This is a genomic window from Sphingomonas sp. Sph1(2015), assembly GCF_001970915.1.
Classification (GTDB): domain Bacteria; phylum Pseudomonadota; class Alphaproteobacteria; order Sphingomonadales; family Sphingomonadaceae; genus Sphingomonas; species Sphingomonas parapaucimobilis.
Window position 1 is genome coordinate 41,917 of record NZ_MQUI01000025.1, and the last position, 13,717, is coordinate 55,633.

15 protein-coding genes are annotated in these 13,717 nt (G+C 68.0%); 6 read left to right on the forward strand and 9 right to left on the reverse strand.

The genetic code is table 11. The features are described from left to right. Positions 1 to 137: 137 nt before the first annotated feature. Both BSZ14_RS11550 and BSZ14_RS11555 read right to left on the reverse strand, forming a co-directional pair. On the reverse strand, positions 138 to 899 hold the full coding sequence (locus tag BSZ14_RS11550) for a methyl-accepting chemotaxis protein (protein WP_042487272.1): 762 nt from the start codon (positions 897 to 899) through the stop codon (positions 138 to 140). Further along, the gene (locus tag BSZ14_RS11555) at positions 899 to 1,318 is read right to left on the reverse strand and encodes a globin family protein (RefSeq protein WP_076711032.1); all 420 of its coding nucleotides are present in this window, start codon (positions 1,316 to 1,318) and stop codon (positions 899 to 901) included. The genes BSZ14_RS11550 and BSZ14_RS11555 overlap by 1 nt, the downstream gene beginning before the upstream one ends. Before the next feature lie 251 nt (positions 1,319 to 1,569). Here BSZ14_RS11555 and BSZ14_RS11560 point away from each other — a divergent pair, with 251 nt between their 5' ends. Together BSZ14_RS11560 and BSZ14_RS11565 are read left to right on the forward strand one after the other, a co-directional pair. Continuing rightward, positions 1,570 to 2,031 carry a nuclear transport factor 2 family protein gene (locus BSZ14_RS11560; protein WP_076711033.1) on the forward strand — a complete coding sequence of 154 codons (462 nt, stop codon included), beginning with the start codon at positions 1,570 to 1,572 and terminating at the stop codon, positions 2,029 to 2,031. 2 nt (positions 2,032 to 2,033) lie between these two features. Continuing rightward, positions 2,034 to 2,606, forward strand: a complete 573-nt coding sequence (locus tag BSZ14_RS11565) for a TetR/AcrR family transcriptional regulator (protein WP_042487263.1) — start codon at positions 2,034 to 2,036, stop codon at positions 2,604 to 2,606. 4 nt (positions 2,607 to 2,610) lie between these two features. Here the strand turns inward: BSZ14_RS11565 and BSZ14_RS11570 are convergent, their stop codons facing one another. The 6 genes from BSZ14_RS11570 to BSZ14_RS19655 form a co-directional block, all read right to left on the reverse strand. Further along, complete coding sequence (locus BSZ14_RS11570) at positions 2,611 to 3,942, reverse strand: cystathionine gamma-synthase family protein (protein ID WP_076711040.1); 1,332 nt, start codon at positions 3,940 to 3,942, stop codon at positions 2,611 to 2,613. A gap of 79 nt (positions 3,943 to 4,021) precedes the next feature. Beyond that, entirely contained in the window at positions 4,022 to 4,786 is a 765-nt protein-coding gene (pgeF, locus tag BSZ14_RS11575; RefSeq protein ID WP_076711034.1) for a peptidoglycan editing factor PgeF, read from the reverse strand. Further along, a complete protein-coding gene (locus BSZ14_RS11580) occupies positions 4,783 to 5,292 on the reverse strand; it encodes a GNAT family N-acetyltransferase (protein WP_076711035.1) in 510 nt (169 codons plus the stop codon). Before BSZ14_RS11580 ends, pgeF begins: the two co-directional genes overlap by 4 nt. Continuing rightward, positions 5,289 to 6,371, reverse strand: coding sequence for a class I SAM-dependent methyltransferase (locus tag BSZ14_RS11585; protein WP_042487253.1), 1,083 nt, complete (start codon positions 6,369 to 6,371; stop codon positions 5,289 to 5,291). The genes BSZ14_RS11580 and BSZ14_RS11585 overlap by 4 nt, the downstream gene beginning before the upstream one ends. Before the next feature lie 40 nt (positions 6,372 to 6,411). Then, positions 6,412 to 7,293, reverse strand: coding sequence for a prolipoprotein diacylglyceryl transferase (gene lgt / locus BSZ14_RS11590; RefSeq protein WP_076711036.1), 882 nt, complete (start codon positions 7,291 to 7,293; stop codon positions 6,412 to 6,414). Then, entirely contained in the window at positions 7,290 to 7,457 is a 168-nt protein-coding gene (locus BSZ14_RS19655) for a hypothetical protein (RefSeq protein WP_158069203.1), read from the reverse strand. The genes lgt and BSZ14_RS19655 overlap by 4 nt, the downstream gene beginning before the upstream one ends. A 313-nt stretch (positions 7,458 to 7,770) precedes the next feature. Between BSZ14_RS19655 and BSZ14_RS11595 the strand changes: the two genes are divergently transcribed. From BSZ14_RS11595 to phbB, 3 genes are all read left to right on the forward strand, one after another. Then, positions 7,771 to 9,975, forward strand: a complete 2,205-nt coding sequence (locus tag BSZ14_RS11595) for a xanthine dehydrogenase family protein molybdopterin-binding subunit (RefSeq protein ID WP_076711037.1) — start codon at positions 7,771 to 7,773, stop codon at positions 9,973 to 9,975. Next, positions 9,975 to 10,988, forward strand: a complete 1,014-nt coding sequence (hemH, locus tag BSZ14_RS11600) for a ferrochelatase (RefSeq protein WP_042487242.1) — start codon at positions 9,975 to 9,977, stop codon at positions 10,986 to 10,988. Before BSZ14_RS11595 ends, hemH begins: the two co-directional genes overlap by 1 nt. An 84-nt stretch (positions 10,989 to 11,072) precedes the next feature. After that, positions 11,073 to 11,795 carry an acetoacetyl-CoA reductase gene (gene phbB / locus BSZ14_RS11605; RefSeq protein ID WP_042487240.1) on the forward strand — a complete coding sequence of 241 codons (723 nt, stop codon included), beginning with the start codon at positions 11,073 to 11,075 and terminating at the stop codon, positions 11,793 to 11,795. Between the two features lie 262 nt (positions 11,796 to 12,057). Here the strand turns inward: phbB and BSZ14_RS11610 are convergent, their stop codons facing one another. Continuing rightward, positions 12,058 to 12,396, reverse strand: a complete 339-nt coding sequence (locus BSZ14_RS11610) for a glycine zipper 2TM domain-containing protein (protein ID WP_042487237.1) — start codon at positions 12,394 to 12,396, stop codon at positions 12,058 to 12,060. 178 nt (positions 12,397 to 12,574) lie between these two features. Between BSZ14_RS11610 and BSZ14_RS11615 the strand changes: the two genes are divergently transcribed. Next, positions 12,575 to 13,585 (forward strand): esterase-like activity of phytase family protein, encoded by a 1,011-nt coding sequence (locus BSZ14_RS11615; RefSeq protein WP_076711038.1) that lies wholly within the window; start codon positions 12,575 to 12,577, stop codon positions 13,583 to 13,585. Positions 13,586 to 13,717 lie beyond the last annotated feature (132 nt).

Genomic DNA, 13,717 nt, shown 5'->3' on the forward strand with positions numbered 1-13,717 from the left:
CTGAATAAGCCTCCCTTTTCGGGCGTCGAGGCCCGGCGTTGCAGCGATGCGACGCCGGGCCTTTTCGTTTGTCCGGGCACAAGGAAGAACTGCATCGAAATGGGTGGCGGCTTCTCGTCGCTCACAGGGGCGAGGGGTTATCCGCCGGTCTCGCGATCGTCGCGACGGCTCAAGCGCGAAAGCTGGCGGGCCAGAACCTTGACCGCCACGGCATGGGCACCGACCCGTCCGATGGCCGAGGCGGCCTGATCGATGGCGCCGACCGCCTCGGCCGTGATCGTCGCCAGTTCCCGTGCGGCATCGCTTTGACTGGCGGCGTGGTCGAGCGAACGGGTGAGCAGCTCGTCCTGCTCGCTGACCAGCATCTCATAGGCTGCCACCATGTCTCCGGCCGCGCCGATATCATGCGCGATAGCCAGCGCGTTGGCCCCGATATCGTCGGTTGCCGTCTTGGTGCGGGTCGCAAGCACCGCCATCTCCGTCGCGACGACGGCAAAGGCGCTGGCCCCCGATTCCGCACGCGCGGCTTCGATTCGGGCATTCAGGCTCAGGATCCGGCTTTCCTGCGCGATGGTGGCGATCGTGGCACTGATCGAGGCGACGCGGCCGATAGACTGGTCCAGCGTATCCACGACCAGCTTGTTGGCCGTGAGCGATTCGCGGGCCATCGCCAGGGCTTCGGCCTGCTGCCTGACGGCTCCGGCCATGATGCCTGCTGCTGCCTCCAGGCTTGCCGCCAGTGACGCCACACGCTCGGCCTGATCGCTCATGCCCCGGACGCTGGCGGTTGCGGCTTCCGCTTCCGATGCGACACAGCCCGCAATGTCGATCAGGCGGTCCGCGATATTGCCCAGATGCGCATCCAGGCTTGGCGCGACGGGCGACGCCTGTTGCGCCATCAGTGCGATGTCTGGCGTGCAGCCGCCAGCATGGTGCCGGACAGAATGGCATAGGCCGCGCCCCAGGCGGCTTCGGTATCGCGGTCGAAACCGCTGCCCAGTCCGCCCCGCAGCGTTTCGATCAGCGCCGATCCGACGGCCTCGTAATGATGGGGCTTCGCGCCATAGCCGACATGCCGAATCGCCAGTTCGCGCGCCACCGGAACGACCGTGTCGAGCCGGTCCAGCGCATCCACCACCGTTGCCAATGTCAGGAACAGCTTGCGCCCCTGTGGCTCCATATCGTTGCCGAACAGGGGGCGGGTGTCGGGGGCAAGCGCGAAAAGACGGCGATAGAATTCGGCGGCGGCCTGGTCCGTGAGAGGAAGGATCGTAGCGAAGCTGTGCTGAACAAGGTCGATCTGATGGGCCGTGAGCATTGGTTCGCGCTATGCGCGGGAGTGGAAACGAACCCTTAAGGCCCCTGTAGCGGCCACGGTGCGAGACCCAGGTGCTGGCGGCTTTTCCATCGCGATATCAGGGCCATGAAGCGCCGACGGGCGATGGACCCCGCCACCCGCCGGTTCCATTATTTGTCCGCGTCCCCCGGCCTTATGCCGCTTGCCTTGGCTGTTTTCGACTTGTACCAATCGGTAAAGACTCGTCTTTCTGGTCGAAAAGGGAAGTGAATATGCGCCCGCCCCTGCCACCGTTCACCACCGAAACCGCCGTGCAGAAGGTGCGCGCGGCCGAAGATGCCTGGAACAGCCGCGATCCCGAGCGCGTGGCGCTGGCCTATACGCCCGATTGTCCCTGGCGGAATCGCGACCGATTCCTGACGGGGCATGATGCGATCGTCGCCTTTCTTCGCGGCAAATGGGATCGCGAGTTGGAGTATCGACTCATCAAGGAGCTTTGGGCGCATCAGGACAGCCGGATCGCGGTGCGCTTCGCCTATGAGTGGCATGACGCGCAGGGCCGGTGGTTCCGGTCCTATGGCAATGAGAATTGGGACTTTGCCGAGGATGGCCGGATGCGGCGGCGGATCGCGTCGATCAACGATCTGGCGATCCGCGAAGACGACCGGCTGTTCCACTGGCCGCTGGGCGTGCGTCCCGCGGATCATCCGGGCTTGAGCGAACTGGGCCTCTGACCATGGCGCGGATGATCGCCGAGCGCGCCGACGCGCTGCCGGGGCTGGCCGAGGTGTTTCGCGAATATGGCTATGCGGGGGCCAGCCTGTCGCTGATCGGCACCGCGACGGGGCTGGGGCGGGGCAGCCTGTATCACTTCTTTCCGGGCGGAAAACAGGAGATGGCCGCCGCCGTGCTGGCCGATGTCGCGGGATGGTTCGACGCGGCGATCTTCACCCCGCTGGAGCAGGCCGACGATCCGCGCGCCGGAATCGATGCGATGATGGTCGAGGTCGATCGCTATTTCCGCTCCGGCCAGCGCGCCTGCCTGATCGGGGCATGGGGGCTGGGCGCGACGCGCGACCCCTTTGCGGAGCCGATCGCGGGCTATTTCCGGCGCTGGATCGCCGCGCTCCAGACGCTGCTGGTGCGCGGCGGCGTGGCGGAGGATCATGCCGCCACGCTGGCGCAGGATGTGGTCAGCGGTATCCAGGGCGCGGTGGTGCTGTCCCGCGCCCTGAACGATCCCTCATTGTTTCGCGCGACGCTGGGGCGGCTGACGGCGCGGCTCTACACCGCGCTCGCCGCCGCCTGAACGATCAGATCGCCGCCAGCGCCTGTTCGCAATCGGCGATCAGGTCGTCGGCATCCTCGACGCCGATCGAGATGCGGACCAGATTGTCGGTGATGCCCAAGGCCGCCTTGCGTTCGTCGGGGACCGAGAGGTGCGTCATCGCAGCGGGATGGCTGGCCAGCGTCTCGGTGCCGCCGAGGCTGACGGCCAGCTTGGCGATGCGCAAGGCGTCTAGGAAGCGGAAGGATTCCGCCTCGCCGCCCTTCAGGTACAGCGAGAAGGTCGATCCGCCGCCGGTGCAGTGGCGGCGATAAATGTCCGCCTGACGCTCCAGGCCGGGCGTGCCTTCGAGAAAGCCGAGATACCCAACCCGCTCGACCTTCGGGTGGTCCCGCAGGAAGGCGCAGACCTTGGCGGCGTTTTCGCCGGCGCGGCTCATCCGCAGTTCCAGCGTCTCCAGCGAGCGGAGCAGCATCCAGGCGGTATTGGGGTCGCAGATCGTGCCAATGGTGTTGCGCATCGACCGGATGGTCGCGATGTGCGCCTTCGACCCCAGCACGCCGCCCGCGACCAGATCCGAATGGCCGCCCGCATATTTGGTCAGCGAATAGACGACCAGATCGGCGCCATGCTTCAGCGGCCGTTGCCAGAGCGGCCCCAGAAAGGTGTTGTCGATCGCGATCGGCGGCTTCTCGGCGTGATCGGCAAAGACCGCATCGCGCGCGGCCGCCACCGCCTCGATATCGACCAGCGCGTTGGTCGGGTTGGCGGGGCTTTCCAGATAGATCAGCGGCACGCGGCCCATGGCCGCCGCCTTGGTCAGCACCGCGTCGATCTCCTCGCGCGTGGCACCGGCGGGGAAGTCGAGCCACTGCACGCCGAACCGGCCCAGGATACGCCCGATCAGCGTCTCGGTCGCGGCATAGAGCGGGCCGGAATGGACGATGACGTCACCCGGCTGGACCATCGACAGGAACAGCGTGGCGATCGCCGCCATGCCGCTGGAGAAGGTCAGCGCGTCCTCCGCCTCGTCCCAGATGGCCAGGCGATCCTCCAGGATTTCCTGGTTCGGCCCGTTGAAGCGCGAATAGACCAGCCCGTCCGCGCCGCCGGGGCGCTTGCCGGTCACCCCCTCGAAATGCCGCTTGCCCGCCGCCGCATTGGGGAAGACGAAGGTCGAGGTCAGGAAGATCGGCGGCTTCAGCGAACCCTCCGACAGCACGGGGTCGAAGCCGTGGCCCATCATCAGCGTGGACGGCTTCAGCTTGCGGTCGCCGATGCTGGTCACATCGCTCTTGCGCTCGGTTGCGGCCGGGTCTTGCGGCGGGACGCCGGTCAGATCGGATTCGGTCGGCATGTGGGTCTCCTCGGGAACAGGTGCCGCCCTGTCGGCGGCCATGCCGCCAGGATAACGCGGCGAATGGCTTTGGCGAGGCTCAGCCGATGCCGATCAACGAGATCTGGCGACCATAAGAGGGTTCGCCGCGATGGGTGGCGCGGCGGAAGCTGAAGAAGCGGTCCTCTTGCGCATAGGTGTCCTCGCCCAGCGCCGCGACGCGCGCGACGCCCGCGGCGGCCAGGCGATGGGCGACATAGGCTTCCAGGTCGAACTGATAATGATCCGCGCGGGTGCCGTCGGCGAAGAAGCGTTCATTCTCCGGAGCGGCTTGCGCGAATCGGCGGAGGAAGGCGGCGTCGACCTCATAGCTGGCGCGGGCGATGCACGGGCCGATGGCGGCGGCGATCCGCTCGCGCCGGGCACCCAGCGCTTCCATGGCGAGCAGGGTCGCATCGGTGATTCCGCCCAGCGCGCCCTTCCACCCGGCATGGGCGGCCCCGACAACGCCTGCCTCCGCATCAGCGAACAGCACGGGCGCGCAGTCGGCGGTGAGGATGCCGAGCAGCAGCCCCGGCCGGTCCGTCACCAGCGCATCGCCGTGCGGGCGGACATCGTCCTCGGGCGGGGTCAGCACCGTGACCGCCTCGGCCGAATGGATCTGGTAGCAGGTGATGAGGCGCGAACCGGGCAGCACCGCGTCGCGCGCGCGGCGGCGATTCTCGGCAACCGAATCGGCGTCGTCCTGCGAGCCCAGTCCGACATTCAGCCCGCCATGGATGCCCGCCGACACCCCGCCGCGTCGCCCGAGGAAACCGTGGGCGATGGACGCCAGCAAGGGTGTCCGAAGTGCTTCGATGGTCATAGCGACAGCCTCATGATCCGGTCCTCGTCGATCGTCTCGCCCACGGGGAAGTCGTAGCGGCCGATATCGACAAAGCCGTAGCGTGCGTAAAAGGCCTTGGCCCGGTGATTGTCGACATAGACCGACAGGATCAGCTGGCTCGCGCCCCGTGCCCGGGCGGTGGCGATCGTCCAGTCCATCAGGACGGGGCCGACGCCCGCGCCCAGATGGCTGGAGGCGACATAGAGCTGGTAAAGTTCGACCGCATCCTCGGGCCATTCGCCGGGAAAGCCGACCGGGCCGATCTTGGCGAAGCCGATGATCCTGTCGTCCTCGACCGCCAGTTGGATGGTGAAGTCGGGATCGCCGATCTGGGCAGGCAGGCCTTCGGGGCCAAAGGCTTCGTCCAGAAAGGCGTTCAGGTCGGCGGGCGGGTAGAGATGGCCGAACGTGTCGGTGAAGGCGGCGCGCGCCATCTCGGCCAGCGCCTCGCCGTCGCCGGGCATGGCGTCACGATAGACGATCATTCGCCATAGCCCGCAGGGACCGGCCAGTCGGGCCGGGCGACCGCCAATGCGCGGAACAGCGTGCCCATGTCCTGCATCAGCCGGTTGCGATCGGCAAGCAGCGCCTCGGCACGGTCGGGATGCGCGCGGGCGAGGCTGGCGGTGCGCTGGTCGATGCCCAGCGCACCGAGCAGGTCGCGCTGCGTCACCGGACCAAAGGCGGCAAGGCCGCTGCCTTGCGCGGCGGCGGCCAGCGTCGTGAAGTCGACATGCGCGCTCAAATCCTGCTCGCCCGGCCGGTCGAAGGGATTGGCATAGGCATGGCCGCGTACCGCTTGCAGCGTGTCGGCGATGGCGGGGCCTTCATAGCCGTAATCGACGATCAGCGCGGCCCCGCCCTGCGCGGCGATCCGTGCGGACAGGCTGCGCATCACCGCGACGCTGGCCGGGGAGACCTCGATCACCGACCCGGCTTCGGCGTCGCGCAAGGATTCGGGGATGATCTCGCCCGGCACCGGCGGCCCCGCGATCGGCAGGAAGAGCAGGTCCTGCGCCGCGACCAGCCGCTCGTGCCAGCCATCGCCGCGACGGACGAGCTGGCGGATAGGAAGGGCGTCGAAGAATTCGTTGGCGACGACGACCAGCGGGCGGTCGGTGGGGAGCGTCTCGACCGTGTCGTGCCAGGTGGCGTCGGCGACCCGCTGGCCTTGTGCGGTGCGCAGCGTGGCGCTGGTCTCGACGAAATGGATGCTGGGCGTGAAGCCCGCCTTGGCCATCGCGCGCCGGGCATCCGCCGCCAGCGTGCCGCGCCCCGGCCCCAGCTCCACCCAGTGGACCTCGGGCCGTCCCGCCCGGTCCCACAGGTCGGCGCACCACAGGCCGACCAACTCGCCGAACATCTGGCTGATCTCGGGGCTGGTGGTGAAGTCGCCGCCCGCGCCCAGCGGATCGCGCGTGCCGTAATAGTGCGCATTGGCGGCGGCCATGAACTGCGCCACCGGGATCGGCCCAGCCAGCGCGATGGCGCGGGCGAGCCGTTCGGGCAGCGCATCCTCAGGTTCGGGCCTGTGATCGGCGGGGGGGATCAGCGGGTTGGTCATGCCCCCGCTCTGCCGCCCCGACCCCGCCGCTGCAAGTCCGTCAGGAAATGCTGTCGGGGCCTGCGATCGGCTCGACCCGGACGCGGCGCGCCTTGGCCGAGTTCATCAGGTACAGCCCGCCCAGGATCATCGGCACGCACAGCCACTGGCCCATGTGCAGCCCGGTCATCTCCGCAAAGGCGCGCAGTTGCTGGTCCGGCTCGCGGAAGAACTCGACGATGAAGCGCGCAATGCCATAACCCAGCAGGAACAGGCCCGACAGCTTGCCCGGATCGTAACGCGCCTTGGTCCGCCAGAAGGCGAAGCTCATGACCGCGAACAGGACCAGCCCTTCGAGGCCCGCCTCGTAAAGCTGGCTGGGATGGCGCGCCGGATCGGGCAGGCCGAAGGGCACGGTGCGCGGGAAGATGATCGCCCAGGGCACGTCGCTCGGCTTGCCCCACAGCTCGCCGTTCACGAAATTGGCGAGGCGGCCCAGGAACAGCCCGACCGGCGCGGCGCAGACCAGATAGTCGAGGATGCGCAGCCAGCTGAGCTTGTGCTTGCGCGCGAACAGGATGACACCGATGCCGACGCCGATCGCGCCGCCGTGAAAGCTCATGCCGCCGTCCCACAGCCGCAGGATGCGAAGCGGGTGCAGGAACATCTCGGGCGCGTAGAAGATCACATAGCCGATCCGGCCGCCCAGGATGATGCCCAGCGTGGCGTAGAAGACCAGATCGTCGGCATGCGCCCGCGACATCGGCGCGCCGGGCCGGTCGAGCATCTTGCCCAGATACCACCAGCCGAACAGGATGCCGGTGATATAGGCCAGGCTGTACCAGCGCAGCGTGAAGAAGCCGATCGAGAACACATCCGGGTGCAACCCCAGATCCTCGAACCGGATATGGCCCCCGGCGGCGGCAAGCATGGAGAGGATCAAATGCGTTTCCCTTTCTGGCCTGCTTCATAGAGCGGCGTTGCGACAACACCAAGACCATGGGTTCGGTGCCGTGTTGGGGCGTGGCCTTCGACTGCGCTCAGGCTGAACGGGCTTTTGGGAATGCGCACCAACCTTCGTTCAGCCTGAGCGTAGTCGAAGGCCATGCCGGACGGTCGCCGATTTGGATTTACGCGAAGTCGCAAAGCCGCGAAGAAGGATGGTGCGCGCGGAGGCGCGGAGACGCGGAGGTATATGGCACGGCCGCAAGGCCAGTCTGCCTAATAGTGAGCGACACGGTCTGCCGATCGAGACGGCGGGACGCCCATGTCGCCGGTCCCCCTCCGCGTCTCCGCGCCTCCGCGCGCACCATCCTTCTTCGCGCCATCGCGGCTTCGCGTGAACAATCGACCCCCTCGCTTTGAGACAGCGAAACCCCCCGCTTGCCTGCCCGCCCTTGTCCGCTAAGGCTCGGCCGCGATGGAGTACAACAGGCGCAACATCTTGGTCGGCGGAGGGCTTGGCGCTGGCTTGGTCGTCGCCTGGGGCCTGTGGCCGCGCGCCTACCCGCCCAGCCTGACGGTGGAGCCGGGCGAGCAGGCGTTCGGGGCGTGGCTGAAGATCGGGCGGGACGGCATCGTCACCGTCGCGGTGCCGCAGGCCGAGCATGGTCAGGGGATCGCCACCACGCTGGCCCAGGTGGTCGCCGACGAACTGGGCGCGGACTGGCGTACCGTCGCGGTCGAGCCCGCCCCTATCAGCCCGCTCTACGCCAATCCGGTCGGGGTCGATTCGCTGTTCGAGGGGGCGTTCGGCCGGTTGCCGGAGGGCCTGCGCGACGAATGGCTGCGGCGCGACCGGGTGATGCTGACCGCCGGGTCCAGCAGCCTGCGTATGTTCGAGGGGCCTGCCCGCGCCGCCGCCGCGACCGCGCGCGCGCTGATGGCGCAGGCGGCCGCCCGGCGCTGGGGTGTGGACTGGAGCGAGTGCGAGGCCAAAGACGGCTTCATCGTCCATGGCGACAAGCGGCTGCGCTTCGCCGAACTGGCCGAAGCGGCGGCGGGCGAGACGGTGCCGCATCCCCTGCCGCTGGGCAGCGGCGGGGCCGGACGGCTGGCGGGCAAGGACGTGCCCCGGCTCGATTCGCCCGCCAAACTCGATGGCTCGGCCAATTTCACCGCCGACATCCGCCTGCCCGACATGCTCCACGTCGCGCTGCGCCATGCGCCGCTGGGCCGCACGCGTGCCATCCGCATCGACCGCGCGGCGACGATGAAGGTGCCGGGCGTCGTCGAGGTGATCGAGGGCGAGGACTGGGTCGCGGTCGCCGCCGGCAGCTGGTGGGTCGCGCAAAAGGGCCTCGACGCGGCGGCCCCGCGTGCCGTCAGCGACGGGGCGGTGCCGACGACGCAGGCCATCGTGCAGGGACTGGAGTCGGCGCTCAGGCAAGAAGGCCGCACCGTTCTGACGCGCGGCGATGTCGCGGCGGGGCTGGAGGGGCCGGGGCTGATCGAGGCGCGCTACCGAGTCGGCACCGGCGTCCATGCCGCGATCGAGCCGCGCGCGGCGGTGGCGGCATGGCAGGATGGCAGGCTGGAGCTGTGGGTCCCGACCCAGGCCCCCGAAGCCGCGCGCAAGGTCGCGGCGCGGGCGGCGGCGACCCCTGAGGACCGGGTGGTCGTCCACGCCATGCCGATCGGCGGCGGTTTCGGCCTGGGGCTGGAACAGGACGCGGTGGCGCAGGCGGCGATGATCGCGGCCAGGTTGAAGCGGCCGGTCAACGTCCAATGGTCGCGCACCGAGGATCTGCGCCGCGACGCTTATCGTGCCCCCGCCATGGCCCGGATGACCGCGCGGCTGGAGCAGGGCAAGCTGGTCGGTTGGCGCGGTCGGATCGCGACGCCCTCGACCGGCGCGGCGCTGGCCGAGCGGGTGATGCCCGCCGGGCTGGTCCGCTGGGGGATGCGCGGAGGCGACGCCTATGCGATGGGCGGGGCTGTGCCGCCCTATGCGATCCCCGCGCTGGCGGTGCATCATCACGAGGCGGCGCTGCCCCTGCCGACCGGCCATGTGCGCGGGGGCGCACATGTCGCGAACTGCTTCATCACCGAATCCTTCATCGACGAATGCGCGCGGGCGGCGGGGGCCGATCCGCTGGCGTGGCGGATCGCGATGCTGGGGGAGCAGCCCCGGCTGGCGCGGTGCCTGTCGACCGCGGCTTCGCTGGGCGGCTGGGAAGGCGGCGCGGTCGGTAGCGGGCAGGGCGTCGCCGCGCATGGCTTTCGCGGCAGCTATGTCGCGGTGATGGCGGAGACGCACCGGGACGAAAGCGGACGGCCGGTGGTCGACCGGCTGGTCGCCGCCATCGACTGCGGTCGGGTGGTGAACCCCGATATCGTACGCCAGCAGGTCGAGGGCGGGCTGATCTTCGGCCTGGCCGCCTTGCGCGGCGGGGCGGTCGGGTTCGATCGTGGCTGGGCCGCACCGTCGCGACTGGGTGCGCTGAACCTGCCGCGACTCGCCGATACGCCCGACATCACGGTCGAAATCCTGTCCTCCGACGAGGCCCCCGGCGGGGTGGGCGAACTGGCGGTGCCGCCCGTCGCGCCCGCCATCGCCAATGCGCTCGCCACCCTGCCGGGCTTCCCACGGATACGAAGCCTGCCGATGGAGTTGTCCGCCTGATGCTGCCGCCCGACCATCCCCCCGTCCCGCGCCCCAAGATCGGCGTGCTCCTGATGAATCTGGGCACGCCCGACGCGCCCGATCCGAAATCGGTGAAGCGCTATCTGGGCGAGTTCCTGTCGGATCGCCGTGTCATCGAGATTCCGGCCTTGCTGTGGCAGCCGATCCTGCGCGGCATCATCCTGAACACCCGGCCGAAGAAATCCGCCCACGCCTATTCGCTGGTGTGGCGCGAGGATGGCTCGCCGCTGGCCGCGATCACGCGCGCGCAGGCGGTGGCGCTGAAGGATGCGTTCGGGCCGGGCGTGATGGTCGACTGGGCAATGCGCTATGGCCGTCCCGCCATTGCCGACCAGGTGAAGGCGATGAAGGAGGCGGGATGCGAGCGTATCCTGCTGGCCCCGCTCTATCCGCAATATTGCGCGGCGACGACCGCCACCGCCAATGACCGGGCCTTCGCGCATCTGGCGACGATGCGCTGGCAGCCTGCGATCCGCACCCTGCCGCCCTATTATGACGATGCGCTCTATATCGATGCGCTGAAGACCCAATTGCAGGGGCAACTCGCCGCGCTCGACTTCGAGCCCGAGGCGGTGGTCGCCAGCTTCCACGGGATGCCGCAGCGGACGCTGGAACTGGGCGATCCCTATCACTGCCATTGCCGCAAGACCGCACGGCTGCTGGGCGAGGCGATGAAGGATACGCTGGGCGACCGCGAACTGCTGGTCGCGTTCCAGTCGCGATTCGGGCGCGCTAAATGGCTGGAGCCCGCGACCGACACGGTGCTCGAATCGCTGCCGGGGCGCGGCATCCGCAAGGTGGCAATCCTGGCACCGGGCTTTTCCGCCGACTGTATCGAGACGCTGGAAGAACTGGCGATTCGCGGACGCGAAAGTTTCGAGGGGGCAGGCGGGACCCATTTCGCCTATCTCCCGTGCCTTAACGACAGTGATGTCGGTGTCGCGATGCTACGCGGATTGATCGAACGCGAGCTTCAGGGCTGGTTGCCGTAACGTAATATTGCGTTTCACCCGGTGTTCGCCATTGCGGATGGCGTGTGCCCCTTTTAAGCCACAATCTCATTTGGGAGAGGTTGAATGGCACGGGTCGCGATTGTGACGGGTGGTACGCGCGGTATTGGCGAGGCGATCAGCCTGGCGCTGAAGGAGGCGGGCATCATCGTCGCCGCCAACTATGCGGGCAATGACGAGCGCGCGCGCGAATTCTCGGAGCGCACCGGGATCAAGGCCTATAAATGGGACGTCGCCGACTATGACGCGGTGCAGGCCGGTGTCGCACAAGTCGCCGAGGACCTCGGCCCGGTCGACATCGTCGTCAACAATGCGGGCATCACCCGCGACGGCACGCTGCTGAAGATGACCTACCAGATGTGGAAGGAGGTCATGGACACCAACCTGGGCGGTTGCTTCAACATGGCCAAGGCGGTGTTCCCCGGCATGCGCGAGCGCAAATGGGGTCGGATCGTCAATATCGGTTCGATCAACGGGCAGGCGGGCCAGTACGGCCAGGTCAATTATGCCGCCGCCAAGTCGGGCATCCATGGCTTCACCAAGGCGCTGGCGCAGGAAGGCGCGCGGGTCGGCGTGACCGTGAACGCGATCGCGCCGGGCTATATCGACACCGATATGGTCGCCGCCGTCCCCGCCGACGTGCTGGAGAAGATCGTCGCCAAGATCCCGGTCGGACGGCTCGGCCAGGCGCATGAGATCGCGCGCGGCGTCGCCTTCCTCTGCTCGGACGAGGCGGGCTTCGTCACCGGTTCGACCCTGTCGATCAACGGCGGCCAGCATATGTATTGAGTCTGATACCATCCTCACAAGCCGTTCGCGCTGAGCGAAGTCGAAGCGCACGCCAGACGTTTGCCACTTGGCGAGGTCTTGTCCCTTGGCCTTCGACTTCGCTCAGGCTGAACGGAGGTTTTGTTACATTCGCCCCTCGGGGCAGGGGTAGGTAGCAGCAAGAACGCCGACCTCCGGGGGGAGATCGGCGTTCCGCCTCGATACGCTACGCGAGAAAACGGGGGCGGGTGGGGCAGATACAGGCTCCGCCCGCCCGAACTGTTTAGCGGCAATAACCCGGACGGCCCGACCGCTCGATCGCGCGGCCCGCCAATGCGCCACCCGCACCGCCGATCAGCGTGCCCAGCGTGCGGTCGCCATCGGTGTCGATGGTCCGGCCCAGCAGGCCGCCCGCCACCGCGCCGACGATCGTGCCGGTCGTACCCGAACGGCGGCACTTGCTGGCCTGATATTCGGCGCGCGCGCCGTCGTTATAGCCGCGATAATAGCGATCGGAATGAGGCGCCCGGCGATAGCGGTGCGCATCGGCAGCGGTCGCGGGCAGCACGGCGCCACCGATCATCGCCATTGCGGTCGCCGCCAGGGTCAGGGTCTTCATCATGGTCTCACTCCCGAAACTCGTGTCGATCGACGGTCCCGTCCGTCGTCGTTGCACCGCTTCTGGCCGATTCGCGTTGAGCGTTTCCTGAATGCCGCCGTTATCCGCCGTTCATGCAAAAGCGGGACGGCGGCCCCGGACGAGGGGCTGTCGTGCTGCGCCGCAGCGCCTATGAGGCGGCATGCGTATCCTGTTGTCCTGCCTGTTGATATTGGCCCTGGTGCCGGGATGGTCGGGCGAGCAGCGCCTGCCGCTGTTCGAGGGCAGGCCGCAGATGGACGTGCGCCGCGTCGATCTCGACCCGCGCGATCCGTCGCGCCGGGCGTTGGGCGCGCTGACCTATCTGGGCGGTATCGTGCTGACCAGCCGCTTGCCCGCCTTTGGCGGCTATTCCTCGCTGGCGGTGGCGGGGGACCATTTCCTGCTGCTGAGCGACGGCGGCAATGTCGTGCGGTTTCGCATGGGGGCGGACTGGACGCCGCACGACCTGCGTTTCTCCAACCTGCCCTCAGGCCCCGGCACGGGATGGGAGAAGCGGGATCGCGACAGCGAATCGCTGGCCGTCGATCCGAAGACGGGGCAGCTTTGGGTCGGGTTCGAGGGGTATAACCAGATCTGGCGCTATGCGCCCGGCTTTGCCCGGGCAGAGGGCTATGTCGCTCCGCAGGGGATGAAGACCTGGCCGAAAAACGGCGGCGCCGAATCGCTGGCGCGGATGCCCGATGGGCGCTTCGTCACGATTTCCGAAGAAGCCAGGGTCCGGCGCAAATCATGGCGTGGCGGCGACGAGTCGCGCCGCAACAGCCGTCAGGCACTGATCTTTCCCGGCGATCCGTTGGAAGGCCATGCCCGCCGCTTCGCCTATCGGGTGTCGCCCAGATATGACGTCGCCGATGCGGCAGCGCTGCCCGACGGGGCGCTGGTCGTTGTCGAGCGACGTTTCCGGCTGCCATTTCGCTTCTCGAATCGGATCATGCTGATCTCCGCCGACCAGATCACGCCCGGCCGGGTGGCACGGGGGCGGTTGATCGCCGAACTCGATTCGCCGCTGATCCACGACAATTTCGAGGGGGTGGCGGTGACGCAGGAGGGCGGAGCGACGATCCTGTGGCTGGTGTCGGATGACAACCAGCTGTTTTTGCAGAAGAGTTACCTGCTGAAGTTTCGACTGGATCGTGCTGCGATTCGTTGAGGGGGTAGGGCGTGGACTTCGGCTTCGCTTAAAGTCGAAAACGATCAACTCTGCTCACCCCTTCCCTTCAGGGGAGGGGCCGGGGGTGGGGCGCTTCCGCAAGCGAAACGCCCATGGCGATGCCCCACCCCA